This is a genomic window from Pseudomonas sp. (assembly GCF_028293835.1).
Classification (GTDB): Bacteria; Pseudomonadota; Gammaproteobacteria; order Pseudomonadales; family Pseudomonadaceae; genus Aquipseudomonas.
On the sequence record NZ_JAQGNX010000016.1, the window covers coordinates 22911 to 43034 of the forward strand.

The 20124-nt window shown below is 57.7% G+C and carries 20 protein-coding genes; 6 read left to right on the forward strand and 14 right to left on the reverse strand.

What is annotated here, in order from left to right; all coding sequences use genetic code 11:
- Position 1: 1 nt before the first annotated feature.
- The 4 genes from argE to JWR17_RS02135 form a co-directional block, all read right to left on the reverse strand.
- A complete protein-coding gene (argE, locus tag JWR17_RS02120) occupies positions 2-1153 on the reverse strand; it encodes an acetylornithine deacetylase (protein ID WP_299827836.1) in 1152 nt (383 codons plus the stop codon).
- Positions 1154-1828: a DUF1028 domain-containing protein gene (locus tag JWR17_RS02125; RefSeq protein ID WP_299827838.1), complete on the reverse strand. Its 675-nt coding sequence runs from the start codon at positions 1826-1828 to the stop codon at positions 1154-1156.
- Positions 1829-1843: 15 nt separating this feature from the next.
- Positions 1844-2272 carry a RidA family protein gene (locus JWR17_RS02130; protein ID WP_299827840.1) on the reverse strand — a complete coding sequence of 143 codons (429 nt, stop codon included), beginning with the start codon at positions 2270-2272 and terminating at the stop codon, positions 1844-1846.
- Between the two features lie 127 nt (positions 2273-2399).
- Positions 2400-3782, reverse strand: a complete 1383-nt coding sequence (locus JWR17_RS02135; protein WP_299827842.1) for an aspartate aminotransferase family protein — start codon at positions 3780-3782, stop codon at positions 2400-2402.
- Between the two features lie 144 nt (positions 3783-3926).
- On the opposite strand from JWR17_RS02135, the gene JWR17_RS02140 reads away from it, so the two are divergent.
- The 3 genes from JWR17_RS02140 to JWR17_RS02150 all read left to right on the forward strand — a co-directional run bounded on the left by JWR17_RS02140 (position 3927) and on the right by JWR17_RS02150 (position 7065).
- Positions 3927-4532, forward strand: coding sequence for a TetR/AcrR family transcriptional regulator (locus JWR17_RS02140; protein ID WP_299827844.1), 606 nt, complete (start codon positions 3927-3929; stop codon positions 4530-4532).
- Between the two features lie 125 nt (positions 4533-4657).
- Entirely contained in the window at positions 4658-5953 is a 1296-nt protein-coding gene (locus JWR17_RS02145) for an NAD(P)/FAD-dependent oxidoreductase (RefSeq protein ID WP_299827845.1), read from the forward strand.
- On the forward strand, positions 5953-7065 hold the full coding sequence (locus JWR17_RS02150; protein ID WP_299827847.1) for a class II histone deacetylase: 1113 nt from the start codon (positions 5953-5955) through the stop codon (positions 7063-7065). Before JWR17_RS02145 ends, JWR17_RS02150 begins: the two co-directional genes overlap by 1 nt.
- Before the next feature lie 223 nt (positions 7066-7288).
- Here the strand turns inward: JWR17_RS02150 and JWR17_RS02155 are convergent, their stop codons facing one another.
- Positions 7289-8998 carry an amidase gene (locus JWR17_RS02155; RefSeq protein ID WP_299827849.1) on the reverse strand — a complete coding sequence of 570 codons (1710 nt, stop codon included), beginning with the start codon at positions 8996-8998 and terminating at the stop codon, positions 7289-7291.
- A 212-nt stretch (positions 8999-9210) separates the two neighbouring features.
- Positions 9211-10101: an SDR family oxidoreductase gene (locus JWR17_RS02160; protein WP_299827851.1), complete on the reverse strand. Its 891-nt coding sequence runs from the start codon at positions 10099-10101 to the stop codon at positions 9211-9213.
- Between the two features lie 124 nt (positions 10102-10225).
- Between JWR17_RS02160 and JWR17_RS02165 the strand changes: the two genes are divergently transcribed.
- Both JWR17_RS02165 and JWR17_RS26300 read left to right on the forward strand, forming a co-directional pair.
- The gene (locus JWR17_RS02165) at positions 10226-10969 is read left to right on the forward strand and encodes a cupin domain-containing protein (protein ID WP_299827853.1); all 744 of its coding nucleotides are present in this window, start codon (positions 10226-10228) and stop codon (positions 10967-10969) included.
- Complete coding sequence (locus JWR17_RS26300; protein WP_366944127.1) at positions 10948-11154, forward strand: helix-turn-helix transcriptional regulator; 207 nt, start codon at positions 10948-10950, stop codon at positions 11152-11154. The genes JWR17_RS02165 and JWR17_RS26300 overlap by 22 nt, the downstream gene beginning before the upstream one ends.
- Positions 11155-11264: 110 nt before the next feature.
- Here JWR17_RS26300 and JWR17_RS02170 read toward each other — a convergent pair whose 3' ends face one another.
- From JWR17_RS02170 to JWR17_RS02180, 3 genes are all read right to left on the reverse strand, one after another.
- On the reverse strand, positions 11265-12053 hold the full coding sequence (locus JWR17_RS02170; RefSeq protein ID WP_299827854.1) for a transporter substrate-binding domain-containing protein: 789 nt from the start codon (positions 12051-12053) through the stop codon (positions 11265-11267).
- A 23-nt stretch (positions 12054-12076) separates the two neighbouring features.
- The gene (locus JWR17_RS02175; RefSeq protein ID WP_299827856.1) at positions 12077-12571 is read right to left on the reverse strand and encodes a heme-degrading domain-containing protein; all 495 of its coding nucleotides are present in this window, start codon (positions 12569-12571) and stop codon (positions 12077-12079) included.
- A 170-nt stretch (positions 12572-12741) separates the two neighbouring features.
- Positions 12742-13644, reverse strand: a complete 903-nt coding sequence (locus JWR17_RS02180; protein WP_299827857.1) for a LysR family transcriptional regulator — start codon at positions 13642-13644, stop codon at positions 12742-12744.
- A gap of 100 nt (positions 13645-13744) precedes the next feature.
- Between JWR17_RS02180 and JWR17_RS02185 the strand changes: the two genes are divergently transcribed.
- Positions 13745-14608: an aldo/keto reductase family oxidoreductase gene (locus tag JWR17_RS02185; protein ID WP_299827859.1), complete on the forward strand. Its 864-nt coding sequence runs from the start codon at positions 13745-13747 to the stop codon at positions 14606-14608.
- Here the strand turns inward: JWR17_RS02185 and otnK are convergent.
- The 5 genes from otnK to JWR17_RS02210 form a co-directional block, all read right to left on the reverse strand.
- Positions 14605-15939: a 3-oxo-tetronate kinase gene (otnK, locus tag JWR17_RS02190; RefSeq protein WP_299827909.1), complete on the reverse strand. Its 1335-nt coding sequence runs from the start codon at positions 15937-15939 to the stop codon at positions 14605-14607. The two genes, JWR17_RS02185 and otnK, sit on opposite strands and share 4 nt — an antisense overlap.
- Before the next feature lie 72 nt (positions 15940-16011).
- On the reverse strand, positions 16012-16794 hold the full coding sequence (locus JWR17_RS02195) for a TIM barrel protein (RefSeq protein ID WP_299827861.1): 783 nt from the start codon (positions 16792-16794) through the stop codon (positions 16012-16014).
- Between the two features lie 47 nt (positions 16795-16841).
- Positions 16842-17558, reverse strand: a complete 717-nt coding sequence (locus JWR17_RS02200) for a substrate-binding domain-containing protein (RefSeq protein ID WP_299827863.1) — start codon at positions 17556-17558, stop codon at positions 16842-16844.
- A gap of 219 nt (positions 17559-17777) precedes the next feature.
- On the reverse strand, positions 17778-18614 hold the full coding sequence (locus tag JWR17_RS02205; RefSeq protein WP_299827865.1) for a GntR family transcriptional regulator: 837 nt from the start codon (positions 18612-18614) through the stop codon (positions 17778-17780).
- Between the two features lie 62 nt (positions 18615-18676).
- Entirely contained in the window at positions 18677-20044 is a 1368-nt protein-coding gene (locus tag JWR17_RS02210) for an MFS transporter (RefSeq protein ID WP_299827867.1), read from the reverse strand.
- Positions 20045-20124: the final 80 nt, after the last annotated feature.

Sequence of the window (20124 nt, forward strand, 5' to 3'; positions counted from 1 at the left end):
ATTAGCTGTGCAGGGACTGCGCTATGCGTTCGAGCATGGCGTCGCAGGCGTTCAATTGCTCGATGCTGATGAATTCATCGGGCTTGTGGCCCTGGTCCATGCTGCCCGGGCCGCATACCACTGTCGCGATCCCAATGGCATCGAACAAGCCACCTTCAGTGCCAAACGCAACCGTGGTGAACTCCCCTGAGCCACAGAACTGCGCAATCAACTGCGCCGCCTGGCTTTGGGCATCAGTGGCCAGCCCCGGATAGGCCGACAGCTCGGAAAACCGAATGGCGCTGCCGGCGTCCACAGCGAGCATCCGCGGCAGGACTTGCTCTTGGGCATAACGCTCAAGCTGTTCAGCCACTTCCCGCGGATTTTGCGCGGGGAGGGCGCGCACTTCGAAATCGAAGCGACAATCAGCGGGGACGATGTTGAGCGCTTTTCCTCCGCTGATTGTTCCGGTCTGCACCGTGGAGAAAGGCGGGTCGAAACGCGGGTCGTGCAGCTCGGGGGCGCGCAGGCGCGAGCCGATCCGGCCCAGTTCGCCAATCAACTCGGCAGCGTATTCAATTGCATTGACGCCCTGGGGCGCATACGCCGAGTGACACGCTGCGCCGTGAACATCGCAACGCATGGCCAATTTACCTTTGTGGCCCAACACCGGCTTGAGCTCCGTAGGTTCGCCAATGATGCACAACACAGGTGTGTGAGGTCGCTGTTCGAGTTCGGCAAGCAGCGAGCGTACGCCCAGGCAACCGACTTCTTCGTCATAAGACAGGGCGATGTGTACCGGCATGCGCAGGGGGGCTGCCAGCAGTTTTGGCACCGCGGCCAGCACGCAGGCAATGTAACCCTTCATGTCGGTGGTGCCGCGTCCGTAAAGCTTGCCCTGTTTTTCTGTCAACTCGAACGGCGCAACGGTCCAGGCTTGTCCATCCACGGGGACCACGTCGGTGTGGCCGGAAAGCACAATGCCGGGGCGATCATCCGGGCCCAGGGTGGCGAAAAGGTTGGCCTTGCTGTGGTCGTCATTGAAGATCAGTTCGCAAGGTACGTCCAATCGGGTCAGGTACTCGCGCACGAACTCGATCAGGTGCAGGTTCGATTCGCGGCTCGTGGTGTCGAACCCGACCAACGTGGCTAACAGGTCTTGGCTGCTGCTCATTTACTCATCACCTGGCACTCCGTAACTTGGGGCCTTGGTCGGATCCAGGGCGCGGACGATGTAATCTTGCATCTGCGGACGGTAAGCCGTCCACAGTTGTGCCAGTTTCCCGATTGGGTCTTCGTCCGCCCAGTCAACGCGCAGATCGACGATGGGCCAGGTCAACTCGCCCACCACCACCAACGCGGCAGAATGCACGGGGCCCGCTTCGCCGCCGGCGGCCAGTGCTGCTTGCATGGCGGCCAATAGGCGCTCGGCCAATTGCCCGCCGCTGGTCTCGAAGGTATGAACCAGGGTCTCAATGACCGACCTGTCCGCCAGCATGTTGCCGGCGCCCACGCACTGTTCTCCGGCCAGTGCGTTATGCGTGCCGAGGGTCTCACGGCCACTGAAATGCGCGGTTCGCCCCAGATGATCGATGGCCGTCAGTTGGCGAAACTGGCTGTAACCGTTGCGGGTCAGCGCGCTGTCTAACGCCTGAGAAGGAGACAGACCGCTCTCCATCAGGTCAAGTACCTGAGGACCCAGGGCGGGGAGGGTGATGTTCTGCGTGGCGACTGCCCCTACGCCCGGACGTAACCATGGACAACGGGCACCCACGGCGATGCTCGAGGAACTGATGGCAATGCCCAGTTGGCCTGTCTCGGCGCAACGGCCGACGATTGAAAACGTCATGGTGTGTTCGCCCTTTTAGGAAATGACAGCTTCCGGGATGACTGCAATCACGTCGATCTCCATTAGCCACTCCGGTTGCCCCAGCCCGGAAATCACCAGCCCGGTGGAGATGGGAAAGACGCCTTTGAGCCATTTCCCCACTTCCTGGTAGACCGGCTCCCGGTAGCGGGGGTCGATCAGGTAGGTGGTGGTCTTGACGATATGGCTCAGGTCGCTGCCAGCTTCCTCGAGCAGTTGCTTGACGTTTTTCATCGCCTGTTCGGCTTGGGCACGAGGGTCGCCGAGGCCGACGAGGTTGCCTTCAAAATCGGTGCCGATCTGGCCGCGAACATAGACGGTGTTGCCTGCGCGCACGGCCTGGCAGAGGTCGTTATCCAGAGACTGGTTCGGATAGGTCTCTTTGGTGTTGAACATGCGAATGCGTGTGTGGGTAGGTTGGGTCATCCACGTTTCCTCTTGCGACAGTGTTGGTTGGACAGGGCTTCATTCTGTCCATGGGCTGCCGCCGGCGAAACGAGGTTTTTTGTAGTGCTTGATTAAGTAAATGATGGTTAGTGAGGTGTGCACACCATCAAAGCCTCCCATATTCCCGCGCCGTCCGATCAACCGCGATGCGGGTCTTGTCCACCAGTTCATCGAGTTCTGCGCGTGTTGCCACCAGGGCCGGGGCCATGATCATGCGCCCAAGGGTCGAGCGAATGATGATGCCTTCCTCGAAGCCGATGGTGCGGCAGCGCCAGGCGATATCGTTCTCGTTGACGAAGCGTTTGCGGGTGGCCTTGTCCTCGGCAAACTGCAGGGCAGCGACCAGGCCTACGCCTTGAATCTCACCCACCAACGGATGGCCGCTGAATACCTCTCGCAAGCAGTTTTGCAAGTAGGGACCCGTGTCGTCTCTTACCTGTGTCACTACCCCCTCATCACGCAGCGCCTTAAGGTTGGCAATCGCCACGGCAGCGGCAACCGGGTGTCCGGAATAGGTGAGGCCGTGGGCAAACACGCCGCCTTTTTCCACCAACGCTTCTGCCATGCGCCGGGAAAGAATCAATCCACCCATGGGGATGTAGCCGGAGGTGAGGCCCTTGGCAATGGACAGGGTGTCGGGTTCGAATCCGAAGGTCTGGTGGGCAAACCATTCACCGGTCCTGCCGAAACCGCCGATCACTTCGTCGGCGCATAACAGCACGTCGTGTTGGCGGCAGATACGTTGGATCTCGGGCCAATAGGTGGTGGGTGGAATGATCATTCCACCCGCGCCCTGGAATGGCTCGGCAACGAAGGCGGCGACTTTGTCCGCGCCCAGTTCGAGGATTTTCTCCTCCAGTTGACGGGCTGCCCGCAGGCCGAACGCTTCGGGGCTCAAGTCGCCTTCATGGGCGTACCAGTAAGGTTCGTCAATGTGCGCTACATCGGGAATCGTGCCGCCCATTTCATGCATGAACTTCATACCGCCGAGTGCCGTCGCGGCCAACGTGGAGCCGTGATAACCGTTCCAGCGACCGATCATGACTTTCTTTTCCGGTTTGCCCATCACCTGCCAGAACCTGCGAACCGTGCGGATCAATACCTCATTGGCTTCGGAACCCGAGTTGGTATAAATCGCGTGGCTGTAATGCTTGGGCAGCAGGCTGAACAGCAACTCAGACAGCTCGATCACGGCCGGGTGGGTGGTGTGAAAAAACATGTTGTAGTAGGGCAGCTGCTCCATCTGCGCAAAGGCTGCGGCGGCCAAATCCTTGCGTCCATAACCGAGGTTGGTGCACCACAGGCCCGACATGCCATCCAGGTAATGTTTGCCGTCGTTATCCCACAACGACAGGCGTTCGCCGCGAACCATGACGCGTGGCCCTTCCTCGTTCAGCGATTTCTGATCAACGAAGGCATGGATATGGTGGGCTGCGTCGGAGGTTTGGTAGTCACGGGTTGTGCGGATTTGATTGGGTTCTACGGACATGACGTGTCTCCTGAGGTCGACTGGGTGTGCGTAATATTTGTCACCTAAAAATATTTTTGTAAACAAAATATTTGTTGTAGGAAAATTTTGTTGTTAAAAAGCACCAATAGACTCAGCCACATCAATCAGCACGGCAGGCACGTAATGACCGGACTCAGAGAACGACAGAAAGGGCAGCGCAGGCAGCTGATTGCGGACGCAGCGCTGGAGCTTTTCAAGGCCCATGGGTTTGTCGCCACCACGCTGGAACAGATCGCCAACCAAGCCGGGGTGTCGGCGCCGACGGTCGTGAATTACTTCGGTGGCAAGCAGGAAATACTGCTGGCGCTGCTCAAAGAGCCCGACGAACAAGCCATGCGTGAGGCCCGCTCGCGACTGGACGAAAACTCCGACCCGGTGGATGCCTTATGTGAACTCGAAGGACTGATGACCACTTACCAATTGCGTGCCATGCCGGCATCTCTTTGGCGTGAACTTGCCCCGTTTCTGTTCACCGGCGAGCTTTCCGAGACGTTTCATCCCTGGAACCTGGCAGTGGTTGAAGAAACCAAAGCGCTGCTACTGCATTTCCAGGAGCAGGGCGTGCTCAGGGAGTCGATCGACTTGGAGGTGGCGGCAACCGTGTTCAATCAGTACGCCAATATGGCGTTTATTCGTCTGGCGACCGAAGCCACGCCCGATAGAGAGGCACATGCCAGGCACATGCGTAGCGTCCTCAGCCTGATGTGCCATGGAATGCTGAAGGGCTGAACCCTTGCCAACGTTTTGTACAGAACCTAGCTTTTTCCTGCCCTGCGACGACAAAAATCATAATTTCGCTATCCGCTGTATCTGAACAGAATGCGTGAACACCCGCCTTCGAGAAGGACGCAGAGATGACAGTTGAAAGAATAGAAATAGACACGCTTGTTGTTGGCGCCGGTCAGGCTGGCGTAGCGATGAGCGAGCATCTGAGCAAACTCGGGGTGCCGCACCTTGTGCTTGAGCGCAGTCGTATCGCCGAACGCTGGCGCACAGAGCGGTGGGACTCGCTGGTTGCCAACGGTCCCGCCTGGCACGATCGTTTTCCGGGCCTGGAATTCGATGACGTCAGCCCCGATGGATTCGCCCCGAAAGAACGGGTGGCGGATTATTTCGAAGCCTACGCGAAGAAATTCAACGCCCCCGTCCGCACCGGTATTGAAGTGAAAAGCGTAGTGCGCAATGTCGGCCGGCCAGGCTTCACGGTTGAAACCTCTGAAGGCGTGATTGAGGCCAACCGCGTGGTGGCGGCAACCGGGCCATTCCAGCGGCCGGTTATCCCGTCGATCGCACCGAAAGATGAGCGGTTCACACAAATCCACTCTGCCCAATACCGTAACCCGGCGCAGCTACCCGAGGGCGCCGTTTTGGTGGTGGGTGCCGGATCGTCGGGGGTGCAAATTGCGGATGAGTTGCAGCGTGCCGGCAAGCAGGTTTACCTATCGGTTGGACCGCATGATCGTCCACCGCGCGCTTATCGCAACCGGGATTTCTGCTGGTGGCTGGGTGTCCTTGGGGAATGGGATGCGGCGGCCGCAAAGGCGGGCAGAGAACACGTCACCATCGCCGTCAGCGGAGCCCATGGCGGACGTACCGTTGATTTTCGGGGGCTTGCCCACCGGGGAATGACGCTGGTGGGTCTGACCCAGTCGTTCGATGGCACGGTGGTGACCTTTCAACCGGACCTGGCAGGCAACCTCGCTCGCGGCGATGAAAATTACCTGTCGCTACTGAACGCCGCTGACGCCTATATCGAGCGCAACGGGCTTGACCTTCCGCAAGAACCTGAAGCGCGCATTACCTTCCCCGATCCGCAGTGTGTGACCCAGCCTATTCTTGAGCTTGATCTGGCCGAAGCGGGCGTTACCTCAATCATCTGGGCAACCGGTTTTTCAGTCGATTATAGCTGGCTGAAGGTCGACGCTTTCGACACGAACGGCAAGCCGCAGCACCAGCGAGGCGTTTCCAGCGAGTCGGGAGTCTATTTCCTGGGCCTGCCTTGGCAGTCGCGTCGTGGCTCTTCGTTCATCTGGGGCGTCTGGCACGATGCCAAGCATGTTGCTGACCACATCGCCACGCAGCGTAAATACCTCGCCTATCGTGATGCCTCGCAACTGCAAAAAGGCCTGTCTGAACCGGTCATTGGCTAATGGGCCAGCGCACAGGGTTTTTTTTCGACGAACGTTGTTTCTGGCATGCGGCCGGTTTGCATAGCCTGGTATTGCCGGTGGGTGGCTGGTTACAGCCGCCCAGCGGTTCCGGCCATGCCGAATCGGCCGAAAGTAAGCGTCGCTTGAAGTGCCTGATGGATGTCTCCGGACTCAGCGATCATTTGCGTTTGTCCAGCGCTCCAATGGCCAGCGAAGTCGATTTGTTGCGGGTACACCCCGAACATTACTTGCAACGGTTCAAGGCCATGAGCGATGCCGGGCATGGCGAGTTGGGTGAAGAAGCCAGCGTGGGACCGGGGACGTTTGAGATCGCCAGACAATCGGCAGGTCTGGCCATCGCTGCCGTCGATGCGGTGCTAACGGGTCAAGTGAACAATGCTTATGCGCTGTCACGCCCTCCGGGGCATCACTGCCTGGCGGACAAGGCCATGGGCTTTTGCTACCTGGCGAATATCGCCATCGCAGTGGAAACCGCCATCGCCCGGCATGGGATAGAGCGCGTCGCGGTGCTGGACTGGGACGTGCACCACGGCAACGGCACGCAATCGATTTTCTATGGGCGCAAGGACGTGATGACCCTGTCGATTCATCAAGAGGGTTGCTTTCCGGTTGGCTATGGCGGCAGTGAGGACATTGGCGAAGGTGCAGGGCGGGGGTTCAATCTCAACCTGCCTCTGTACCCAGGTGGCGGCGATGACGCTTATCGTTATGCCATGGACACGGTGATTGTTCCGGCGCTAGAGCGCTTTCGCCCGGACCTGATCGTGGTCGCCTGTGGTTTCGATGCCAACGGTGTCGATCCCCTGGCCCGCATGCTGTTGCACAGCGAGTCTTTTCGCACAATGACCGCTATCGTCCGCCAGGCCGCCGAAGTTTTGTGTGGTGGTCGGCTGGTGCTGGTGCATGAAGGCGGATACGCCGAAAGCTATGTGCCGTTTTGTGGGCATGCGGTGATCGAGGAACTGGCCGGGGTGCGCACGGAAGTGATCGACCCCTTCCTGTCGATGCTTGAAGGGCAGCAGCCAACAGCAGGGTTTCGCAGATTCCAGCGTGAGGCGATTGACCGGATGGCGCTGAGGTTGCTGAGTTAGCGATAGGAGATGCGCAACGCTTAACTGCTTGGATTTATCTGGTTTTAGATTGTAGGAGCGCGCTTGCCCGCGATCGACTGCGAAGCAGTCGTAGCATTGGCGGCGCCGTTCTTTCAGTTGGAAATGAGGTAGGCATTGGGACCGCTTCGCGATCCATCGCGGGCAAGCGCGCTCCTATCCGGGTCCAGGGAACAGCACAATAACTGAGGCGTGTTTGATTCATTTAGCCGCGCTGCAAGGGCGGGGTGCGTGGCGGGATCAGGCGCCTGGGTTCCGTTGACTCGAATGCCGCAGCAAAGCGGAGCAGGGCGGAGTCATCGTAGGCGCGCCCGGCGAATGTCAATCCGGCGGGCATGCCGATGTCCGGCATGATCCCCATGGGCACGGTGACCGTGGGAACACCCAAGTGCCGAATGGCAAGATTGCCGTTGGCGACCCAGACACCGTTGCTCCATGCGATGTCCGCAGACGCCGGATCTACATCAGCGTTTGCCGGGCCTACGTCGGCGACCGTCGGGAATATCACCGCGTCGAGCCCCAGCCGATCCATCCAGTCCTCAAGGTCAATTCGACGGGTTTTTTCAAGCCCGCGTAATCCGTCAGGTAGCGTGGCGATCCGGTCCCAGGGTGTAATACCTCGCTGGGCCATTTTCACGTACTCGTCCATGCCAGCGGCTAGGTCATCTTCGCGGTTGGGTAGCGTTCCAGGGTCGTGGGGAAAAATCAGCGGTCCGTCCACGTCCACCAGACGATTCAATGCCGGATCGCCGTTGGCCCGAAGGAAATCATCGAACGCCCATGCGGTCAGGTCCCACAACTCATGGTGCAAGAACTCTTTGGAAACCAGGCCCCGGGTAAACACCGTTGGCGCACCAGGACGATCACCTTCGCAATTGGAGACCAGCGGGAAATCCACTTCGACAACGTTGGCTCCTGCGGCTTCGAGCGCCTTGCGGGCCTGCTCCCAGAGCCCAATCATGGAAGGCCGGGTGATGATTCGCTGCCCCGTCGGACCGCCGATGCCAGGTGCATCACTGGTGCCCGCCTCGGGGTCCGCGTTGATGTACATACGGGGAACGCCGAAGCGTTTGCCGGCGAGCGCCTCGCTAGTGGCGGCCAGCGTTGGATATGAGGCGGGACGGACAGCGGCGACACTTGGAACAGGCACCCAAGGTTGCATCCGCCACAGGTCGCCTCGGGTGTCCGGATCATCCGCCACGATCACGTCCAGCACCTCAAGGAGGTCGGCCATGGTCCTGGCATACGGCACGACAACGTCCATTGTCGGTGTTAGCGGCCAGTTCCCGCGCACCGAAATCAGCCCTCGCGACGGGGTGTAAGCGCACAGGCCGTTGTTCGATGCAGGGCCTCTTCCGCTCGACCAGGTTTCTTCAGCGAGGCCAAATGCCGCGAAACTGGCTGCCGTGGCAGTGCCTGCGCCATTGGATGAGCCCGATGCAAAGGGAGCAGTGAGGTAGTCACCGTTGTAGGGACTTTCCGCGCGGCCATACACCCCGCGCTGCATGCCGCCATTCGCCATGGGCGGCATATTGGTCTTGCCCAGACAGATCGCTCCGCCGGCGCGAAGCCGTTCGATGGTGAACGCATCGCGATACGCAGTGAGGTTCTTGAAGGCGGGACTGCCAGACGCAGCAGTGAGGCCCTTCACCAGGTAACTGTCCTTGGCCGTGTAAGGAATGCCATCCAGCGGGCCGAGCGTCTCGCCCATGGACCGGCGGGTATCGGAAGCGTGCGCCTCCTTAAGCACGTCGGGGTTGCGAACCACTACCGCATTGAGGGCGGTGGGGGTGCCGGGCCGATCGTAGGCATCGATTCGGGCGAGGTAGGCCTGGACAAGCTCAACGGCGGTTGTCTGGCCAGATTCGAGCGCAGCACGCAACTGGGCGATGGAAACCTCGGTGACCTCAAACATGTATCTCGAATCGGCTCTCATATCAGTCCCGGTTGAATGGCTTTATGTCGTTGAGAAGGGAGTGTAACAAGTTGGTGGTCGTTCAGTTCTCTGTAGGCGCCAACGTGTTGGCGATAGATCAAGCGGCGCGGTGTATCTGAAACACCGCGGTGCTGCTTATATCGCCAAGGAGTTGGCTCCTACGGGTGTTGGGGGATTTATAGATTACCTGATCATGCAAAATAACCCGGCTGGTCAATATCAACGATCAGCCCTCGGTGCGTCGGCTGCCAACCCAGCAGCGCTTTGGTGCGCTCGCTTGAGGTCGGACTGTTCATGCCAGCGAACAGCGTGAACCAACCGAAATGCTCCGCAGCCTCCTCGGGCGTCTTGCTGATCACTGGAAGGTTCAGACGGCGACCGATTACTTCGGCGATGGCCTTGAACGGCACACCTTCTTCGCCGATGGCGTGGTAGCGGACACCGCTGGCGGCATGTTCGAGGGCGAGCCGATAAAGGCGTGCGGCGTCGAGCCGATGCACTGCGGGCCAGCGATTGAGCCCGTCACCCGTGTAGCATGCGGCACCACTCTTGCGGGCGAGGCCGATCAGGATCGGCACGAAGCCGTGATCACCTTCACCGTGTACTGAAGGCGCAAGGCGTACCACCGAGGCGCATACCCCGCGCGCGACCAGAGCGGCGGCCGCGGCTTCCGATGCGCGGGGGTACGTGGAAGAAACGGCATGGGCAGCATCTTCCTCGGTGGCCAAACGCCCCGGCGCCAGCAACGCAACTCCCGAAGTGACCAGCACAGGACGATCGGAACCCACCAGTGCATCGCCTAGCGCGTCGATGGCACGCCGGTCCAGCTCGCAGTTTTCCGCGAATCTCGAGAAGTCGTGATTGAAGGCGGTATGAATCACGCCATCACAAGCCGCTGCGCCGCTGCGTAAGCTGTCCAAATCTTCCAGCGAGCCATGATGAACCTGTGCGCCCATTGCGCTAAGGGCTTCGGCGCCAGACTTGGATCGAGTCAACCCCAGCACCTGGTGGCCTTCATTGAGCAATTCCTGCACCACCGCAGAGCCGACAAAGCCAGTTGCTCCAGTGACAAAGACACGCATAGCGACATCCTTTCTAGTTGTTGGTAACCATTAGTTGATGACCGATGCCAGATTTTAGAGGTGCCATTGGGAACGAACTATGCGCTATCGTTCGTTTTATCTTTGTGATCGTTCGGAATTTGCCATGGACCCGCTCTCAGACGTGCTCTCGCTGCTCAAACTTCACAGCTACATGTCCGGAGGATTTGACTGTGGGGGAGAGTGGTCGTTGGGCTTTGGCCAACATGCTGGCATTAAGGTGTATGCGGCAGTCTCCGGCGAGTGTTGGCTGTCAGTAAAAGGCGTTTCCGATCCAGTGCGCGTAGTGGCAGGGGATTGTTTTTTGCTGCCCAGAGGCTTGCCTTTCTGCCTGGCAAGCGACTTGGCGCTGAAGCCCCTTGATGCTATGACGATATTTCCAGCGAAGCGCAAAGGCGGTATTAGCACCTACCAAGGGGGCGGCAATTTTTTTAGTGTGGGTGGTCATTTCGCGCTTACCGGCGAGTACGCCAGCACTCTTTCAGGAATGCTGCCGCCCATCGTGCACATCCGCAATGAACCTGACAAAGCGGCGCTGCGCTGGTCCGTGGAGCGCATGCGGCAAGAACTGCGCGAGCCTCAGCCGGGCGGCTTTCTGATCGCACAACAACTGGCGACCATGCTGCTGGTTCAAGCCCTGCGCTTGCATTTGGAAGACGGTTTGAACAGTGGCGTCGGCTGGCTGTTCGCCTTGGCGGACAAACAAATGGCGGCGGCACTCAACGCCATGCACAACGACCTGGCCGCGCCCTGGACCCTGCAATCGCTGGCGCAGCGCGCCGGTATGTCGCGCACCAGCTTCACGCTGAAATTCAAGGAAAGGTCGGGGTGTCGGCCATTGAGTACCTGACCCGTTGGCGAATGACCGTGGCGGGGGACAGGTTGGTCAATTCTCAAGGGTCTGTGTCGGCCATCGCGCTCGCCCTTGGGTATGAATCCGAAAGTGCCTTCAGTACGGCCTTCAAAAGGGTGAAAGGTTGTTCCCCGCGTCAGTACGGGCGGGAGGGCAAAGTGGTTGGTCATGCGGATCATTGATGTGTAGGTGCAGACGTGTTGGCGAATTAGGCGGCGCGGTGTATCAGGCAGATCGCGTCAAGCTTTCCGCCAATACGTCAGCGCCTACGAAACCTCCATTGCAGTACCCATCAAAAATCGGCGGGAAGCGTCTCTTTCAGCCATTGTTCCGACAGCTTGTTCAACGTCCCGTCAGCCTTGGCGGAGGCGATGATGGCGTTGATTTTTTCCTTGAGTGCGGTTTCATCCTTGGCAATACCCACGTAGCAACCCGAGTCTTTGAGTTTGAACTTGAGCAGCGGTGGTCGATGGGGATTCTTCTCGGCAATCACAGCCATGGTGGAGTTGCCGCTGGCAATCAGTTCGACCTGATTGGCAAGGAAGGCGGCGATGGTGGTGTTGTTGTCTTCGAAGCGTTTGATCTTGGTGCCCGGCGGCGCAACCCTGGAGGTTTCGATATCTTCCAGGGCGCCACGAGTCAGGCCCACCGACTTGCCGTCCAGGTCTGCGGGTTTGCTGACTTCGACTTCTTTTGGCCCATAGATGCCCATGTAGAAAGGCGCGTACTTGCTGCTGAAGCCGATGACCTCTTCCCGCTCAGGGGTTTTGCCAAGGCTGGAAATGACCAGATCGACCTTGCCCGTGGTCAGGAATGGAATACGGTTGGGCGAGCCTACCGGGGTCAGGGCGAGCTTGACGCCGAGCTTGTCAGCAATGAGTTGAGCCATGTCGATATCCAGACCACGGGGCTTCATGTCGGGACCTACCGATCCAAAGGGCGGGAAGTCTTGCGGCACGGCCACTCGCAACACGCCCCTGTCGGTAATATCGGACAGCCCGTCAGCGTTGGCGAAAGGCATGGCCGCACAGGCAACACCGGCAAATACAACACTCAACAGACAACGACAAAATAGGGTCATGGCTTCTCTCTTCACAAAGATAATTAGCTTTCGAGGGCAACTAAGCCGGGGTCAACACCGCACATGCGCGCCAGTACTTGAACCACCATCGCATGGTCCTCGCGCTGCGGCAGCCCGGAAACGGTGACGGCGCCGATGCACCCCATGCCTTTGACTGATAAGGGGAAGCTGCCGCCATGGTCGGCGTAATCGCGCGGGGGCAAACCCATCAAGCCTTCTAAGGAATCGCCCTTGAGGGCAAAAGACCGGCCTACGCCGTACGAGCTGAGCTCCATCAGTTCGACGACATTTCGCTTGCGCCGTGCCCAGTCAGTATTGATGGCAGAGGTACCCGGCATGGCATAGAAAAACACGGTTTCCCTGGCCAGCCTGACTTCTATGGTGACTGACACCCCTTTGTCTTCGCAGGCTCTTTTCAAGCTGATTCCCAGCTCCCAGGCCATGGCTTTGTCGAAGCGGGTAAATATCAGGGTTTGTTCTTGAAAAGCGATGCGTTGCAGGTCTTTTTGTATGTCCATATTCTCTTATCCATACCCGTCGGTCGTTAGATTAGATACCGACCTTTATCGTGTATTCCACTCGAGTCGTCGAGTGTATTCGTGCCCTCCGTCGAGATTTCCACAGGTTGTTGTGTTATTCGCCCTGTTGAAGCCGTCGCGACTCGGCTCATCCTTGGCCAACACGCTGGCTACAGGGCGGCAGCCTTTATAAAATCCACAAATGCCCGCAGCGGGGAAGGCAGGTAGCTTCGTCCCGGGTAGTAGAGAAACGGCCCGGTAAAGATCTGCCACCACGGCTCCAGTACCGGTTCGAGTGCACCGCTGTCCAGATAAGGTCGCAGCCAATCTTCGAACAAGTAGACGATGCCCAGGCCATCTATCGCGGCCTGTACCGCCAAGTCCACGGCGCCTCCAACCCTGACGATCAACGGACCCGTGGGGTCGACGCGGACGGTTTCGTCGCCACGCTCGTATTCCCAAAGCGGCATGGCGCCACTGGGGAACTTACCTCGCAGGCAGGCGTGTTCGAGCAGGTCTCTTGGGTGTTCGGGTCGGCCCCTGGCCTCCAGGTAGGCGGGAGATGCAGCCGTAGCGAAGCGTTGAAAACGTGGGCCGATGGGCACTGCGATCATGTCTTGCTCGAGGCGCTCGTCGTAGCGAATACCTGCATCACAACCCGCAGCCAGCATGTCGACGAAGCTCTCTTCAGCGACCACCTCCAGGCGGATGTCGGGGTAGGTCTGCAGGAAGGGCGTAATGATCGACGGCAGCACCAGCCGTGCGGCACTGACAGGCACGTTCAGTTTGAGGGTGCCCGAAGGCCGGTCGCGAAAGTCGTTAACCACGTCCAGTGCAGACTCAACTTCGCCCAGCGCGGGCACGATGCGCTCCATCAATCGCGCGCCGGCCTCGGTCGGCGCCACGCTGCGGGTGGTGCGATTCAGCAGGCGCACGCCGAGCCTGGCTTCAATACGCCGGATGGCATCGCTAAGGCTTGAGGCTGATCTGCCGCTCGCTCGGCCTCCTTCGCGAAAACCGCCAGCGTTTACCACGGCCACAAAGGCCAATAAGTCTTGAATATCAGTTGCCATTGTTCGGCCTCCCGTACAGCCTGTGCCGATTGCACCTGATTATCAGTGGAGTGGTCAATGTTTATAGTGGGCCTACATACATCAGTCAGGGGCACACGAGATGAGCAACGCCAGCAAAGCCGGTTCTTTCCTACTAGGTGACCGTACCGTTAACCGTATGGGTTACGGCGCCATGCAGTTGGCGGGCCCCCAGGTATTTGGTCCGCCAAAGGATCCCAAAGCCGCGCTCGCCGTGTTGCGCGAAGCGTTGGCTGCGGGGGTAAACCACATTGATACCTCTGACTTTTACGGACCGCACGTCACCAATCAACTGATCCGTGAAGCCTTGCATCCGTACGCTGAAGACTTGGTGATCATAAGCAAAGTCGGGGCCGTGCGTGGGGTTGACGGCTCATGGAACCCGGCGCAAAGCCCGGCCGAGCTGACCCAGGCCGTGCACGACAACCTGCGCAACCTGGGATTGGACGTCATGGAGGTGGTGAACTTTCGAGCCTGGGGAAACGGACACTCTCCTACCGAAGCATCCATTGAGGAACAGTTCACCGCGTTGGCTGAACTGCAGCGCAAGGGCCTCATTCGCCATCTGGGGGTAAGCAACGTCACGGCGTTGCAGGTCAAGCAGGCGCAGGGCATTGCCGATGTCGTCTGCGTACAAAATCACTACAACCTGTCGCATCGGGGTGACGAGCAACTCATCGCGGAGTTGGCCCAGCAGGGCATCGCTTATGTGCCGTTTTTCCCCTTGGGCGGTTTCACGCCGCTGCAATCGGAAACCCTCTCGAACGTAGCAGCGCGGCTGAATGCTTCACCCTTGTTAGTGGCGCTGGCATGGCTGCTGCAACGTGCACCTAACATTCTGCTGATTCCAGGTACGTCTTCGGTGGCGCACCTGCGGGAAAATCTGACAGCCAGTGAGTTAGTGATTGGCACCGATATGTTGGCTGAGTTGGAGGGGGTAGTTTAGGTGGGGGTAACCTTAGACGGCCCTGAGCGGATCAAATCGCCTGCGTTTGAAGCCGGCGGTGCCCCCTCGTTCAGTGCACGCAGCGCTTCGTTGAAGAAGTCCGGTCGTCCGAAGTTTCCGGATTTCAATGCTAACGAGATCGGGACGCCGTCGACTGTTTGGGTTGCCGGTACTCCAGGCGCGATTTGTTGGCCAATACGTAGCGCTTTAACTTCCAGTGCTTGAACAACCGCACCGGAAGTTTCCCCGCCGGCGACTACGAATTTATTCACACCGAGCATCCGTAATTGCCGTGCGATGGAGGCCAGGGTTTGCTCAATCAAGTGTCCAGCTTTTGCGGTGCCCAGTTGGCGTTGAACTGCATCGACTTCTTCAGGAGGAGACGTGGCATAAATCAGCACTGGCTGGGTTTGTGCCAGGAAAAATTCAATGGCTTGTTCGACAACTGGCTCGCCGCGGTCCACGGCCAGTGGGTCAATTCGGAAGCTGGGACGTGTCGCACGCCACAGCGTGACCTGCCCGTTGGTTGCTCGCGAGGTACTCCCCGCGAGAACAACAGATCCTCCCATATGGTGCGGCAGGTGCGTCGTGTGTTTGAGGCTCGAGAGCAGCCCTGCGCGGCGGAAGTTTGCGGGCAAGCCGAGAGCAATTCCCGAGCCCCCTGTGACCAACTTCAGATGTGCACAGGCTTCGCCAATGGCATGTAGGTGAGCGTCTTCAAGTGCATCAACCACCACCATACGCGCACCGTCAGATTTCAATTGAGCGATGGCCAGGGCAACTGCCGTTGGTCCTCTTGCTACCGTCTCGTAACCGATCTGGCCCAGTGTGGAATCGGTCTGCTTTTCAAGCAGCCTCAGGACATTGGCGTCCTTCATGGGGGTCAGCGGGTGCTTTTCCATGCCTGACTCATTTAACAATGAGTCCCCAACAAATAACGTGCCGCGATAGACCGTTCGACCATTCTCAGGAACGGCCGGGCACATGATTGTCAGCTCTTCTCCGAGGGCATCCAGTAAGGCGTCGGTCACCGGTCCAATATTTCCATCAGCAGTCGAGTCGAACGTGGAGCAGTACTTGAAAAAGAATTGCTTGCAACCCTGCTCGCGTAACCAGGCCAGGGCAGCCAAGGATTGGTCGACAGCTTCCTGAACGGGCAGCGTGCGAGATTTCAACGCGACAACTAAAGCCTCGGCATCAATGAACATATCGGCGTTGGGAACACCTATGGTTTGAATGGTGCGCATCCCGGCCCGTACCAGCATATTCGCGAGATCAGTCGCTCCCGTGAAATCATCAGCAATACAACCCAGCAATGGTTTTGAATTCATCATGACGTTGGCTCTGTTAGGCGTTTTGCGCCGAGGCGCTACTGAGGGCAAGTGATGCGGATATTTGGACGTTCAATGGTTGAAGCGATCTCGCCATTTCAAGCCGGCCACAGTGCTGGAGGCGGGGGCGTATTCACATCCGACCCAGCCTTGATATCCCAACTGCTCGATGCGATGTATCACGTACTCCCAGGCTATCTCGCCAGTTCCGGGTTCATTGCGTAAAGGGGCGTCGGCGATCTGGATGTGGGCGATCTTTGGCATCAGTGTTTCCAATCGACGGGTCACGTCACCTTGCTGCACCTGACAATGGTAAATATCAAACTGGATGCCCACTCGCTCCCTGCCAACGATATCGATAACGTTGGCGGCTTGTTCTTGGGTGCGTAGGAAAAAGCCCGGAATATCCCGTTGATTGATCGATTCAAGCGTGAGCATCACCTGAGCTTTTTCAGCCAGTTCTGCAGCCCAGGAAATGTTCTCCAGGTAAACCGCAGAAGCCGACTCATGAGCAACATCAGCAGGCTGGATGCCAGCCAATACGTGCACCAGGGGGCACTCAAGTTCTACTGCGAAGTCGAGGGCTTTTTTCAGCCCGTCGCGGAACGCGGTTTCTCGCCCGGGTATGCACGCCATTCCAGAGGCTTCGCCCTGAGTTGCCGGGCCGACCGGAGTATTGATGAGGATTTGTTTTAACCCGTTCTGCTTGAGAAGCTGGCGCAGTTTGGCGGCGGAGTATTCGTACGGGGAGGGGTATTCAACGGCAGTGAAGCCAGCGTTTGCTGCGGCATTGAATCGGTCGAGAAAAGGGTGTTCGGTGAACAACCACTTCAGATTGGCACATAGACGCAACATGGCTCAATTCCTTATTTTTGTCTGATTAGAGCGGTTCGAGCGGGTCACTACTCTGAGGTTGATAAGCCGTAAGACCGATACGCATCCTTGGCTTTGTTTGATACCAGAGCAGCCAGTAAAGTCGCTGCATCTGGATTACCAGCGGCATGGATAAAAACAGCGGCAGAGAAGTTTGTAATATGTTGAACCGGCTCAGGGAGAGGACCAATCACGTCAACCCCAGGCACCGTTCTCAGCTCACTCAGTTGCTGAACCGCAATATCTGCCGAGCCATTCAACAGCGCTTCGGCGATCAGGCCCTTGGTAATAATGGTTGCCTTGGCGTTTACTTGATCCGCAATGCCCAGTTGATCGAGCAACAGGCTGAAATAAATGCCGCTCGCGCCTGTGCGTGAGTAGGCAACCGAACGCGCATTCAAGAGTGTCTGCTTAAGGTCGGCAACGCTGGATATATCGGGTCTCGATGCGCCTGAGAGGACGGCCAGGCCAACCCCGGTACTCACGAGTTCGACTCGACCGTTCGAGCTGAGGATACCTGTAGCGATCAGTTCGTCGATGTTAGAGGAAATTGCCACAAGGACATCTGCACGCTCTCCTGCCGCAATCCGCTCCATCAACACAAAGGTAGGATCGAAACTGGTGATGAGTTCAGCACCTGTTTCGAAGACGTAGGCCGGCAGAATAGTTTCATTGATAGCACCTTGGATGACCAAAGCGCTGAACAGCGAAAGGGGTTGACGGTCGATAGCTGCATTCGTTGACATGATCAGTCCTCGTTACGTATCTGTAACGTATATTTGCACGCGTAATGGCGTCGGTCAAGCGTGCAAACGTGTCATCCGCGACTGTTGGTCGATGATCAGAAAAAGCGAGGATGGCGGCAAGGGCAATCAAGAAGGGGGGGAGCAGGGGGGCTAACAAACAACGCTTGAAGAGGATGAGGGGCTAGATCCCCTCAGTTTCGGTTTTGGTGCGGCGGGCTTCTAAATCGACTCTAGTATCGGGTGCAACGTCACTGCGAACGGCTTCACTGTTTTACTTTCAAGAATTTTTGCAAAGCGATCTTGAGTCGCATGGGCATGCTGAGGCAGCAACTCCACGAGGGTTTTCCGGTCTTTCTTGCGTACCGCCTCGATGATGCGATCGTGTTCTTGCAGATTGAGTTCGAATTGCTCTTCCTGTTCGCCGGGTTCTGCAACTTCAAGTTTATAAAGATGTACCAGCAGCCGTCGAACATGGCGATGAGTTGACTGGGCGAACTCATAGAAAAAGCTGTTACCGACGGCTTGATACATCCGCATATGGAACTGTTCGTTCAAGGCGGTGATGCTCAGGTACTGGCGACTTCTTACCTGATGTCGGTACCGCTCCTGAATCTCGGCCAGGTCATCAGCGAGGTTCTCTTCGAATCGGCAGAGCTGACCCAGGATATTCTCGGCGAGTTGGTGAGCGATCAGAATCTCGCCGATCTCCTCAAAGTCGAGCTTGCGTACAAAAATCCCGCCACGGTTGGGCAAAATATTAACGAAGCCTTCTGCGGCAAGCCGATTGATGGCTTCCCGCGCCGGGGTTCTGCCCAACATGAAGCTGTTTAGAAGCAGTGGTTCATCAATCCTGCTCCCCGGAGGAATGGTCAGATCGATGATGCGGGAACGAATGGCATTAAGTGCCGCGTCGGTTTGCGACATACTTTGTTCCGTACCGCCCGCTGCTTCTTCTGTGTCAGCGCTTTTGGCAGTCAATCGCGGACTCGCAGGCTTAGCGGCCTTCGTCGAGGGAGCGCGCTTCCCGCGCGGGGCATTCGTTTCAGTCAATGACATACATTCCTCTGTTTCTGTGGTGCTTCCGACCAGACTGTTGCACGGGAAGCGCGAGAGATTACCTATTCTAATGCAGCCCTGTTTCCGAGTGTTTCGTTCTTCTGGTGTCGTGCTTTGCCGAACAGCGCCAATACGACGATAGCCGCAGTTATTTCCAATCCTGCAACGAAGTAAAGCCCGGATGCAACACTGCCTGTCAGGACTTTAAGGCTACCAATGGCATAAGGCGCGACAAATCCTGCCAGGTTTGCCAGGCAGTTAATCAATGCGATCCCTCCTGCCGCAGCGGTCCCGCTAAGAAACGCCGAGGGAAAAGACCAGAAAATTGGCATGGCGCCCAGCACACCAATGGCTGCCATCGTCAGTGTAATCATGGCAATTACGCCGCTATCAACGAACACACCGGTCAAAATCAGGCCCAAGGCAGCCAGCAACGCGGCTAACGCGCAGTGCAGTCGCCGCTCTCCGGTTTTGTCCGAATGGCTTGAATTGAGAATCATCGCAAGTGTACCCGCCAGGGAAGGTATCACCGAGAGCAGTCCAATATTGAGGGCGTCGTGTACTCCCATTTCATAGATGATCGATGGCACCCAAAAAACTAACGTTGCGTTACCGGCAACCAGGCAAAAAAAGATTCCTGCGCAAATCCACAACCGTTTAGAGCTTAACGCCAGCCTGAATGAGGCATGCTTAGGCTCTGTATCGCCGCCATCCATCGCCAGTTCATCGTGGATCAGGGATTTTTCACGGGCAGACAACCACTTAACCGAATCCGGTTTTTCAGGAAGGAAAAACAGGAGAAAAATGCCCGCGATAATGGACGGAATGCCCTCAATCAGAAATAACCACTGCCAGTTGTCGAGGGACCCGACTCCGACCATTTGTTTCATGATCGCGCCCGCGATGGGACCTCCGATGACACTAGCCAAAGGAATGGAGATCATGAACAAGCCAGTCGCTTTGGCCCTTCTGGATGCGGGGAACCAATAGGTCAGGTACAGGATCACGCCGGGGTAGAAGCCTGCCTCGCACACGCCGAGCAGAAACCTGACGATGTAGAACGAGAGCGGTGTGCTGACATACATCATGCAGATGGACGTGATACCCCAGAGGATGGTGATTCGGGCCAAGGTCTTTCGTGCGCCAATTTTCACCATCAGCAGATTGCTAGGCACTTCGAAAAGGAAGTAGCCAATAAAGAAGATACCTGCCCCGAGTCCATAGACGGCCTCGCTAAAGTTGAGGTCGCTCGACATGGACAGCTTGGCGAACCCGATATTCGTGCGGTCTATGCAGGCCAGAATAAACACGAATGCGAGCAGCGGAATCAAACGTAAGGTGACACGTCGGAAAACATGTTCGACTTCTCCAGTCTTTACGAATGTCTCAGGTCGCAGGTGCGACTGACCTAATACAGTTGTGTGTGCCATCTCACCAATCTCCAAGTGAAAACAGTTCTGCCAGGGTTCGTGACCGATGCCGGTACCGCTCAGTCGTCGAACCGCGGTAG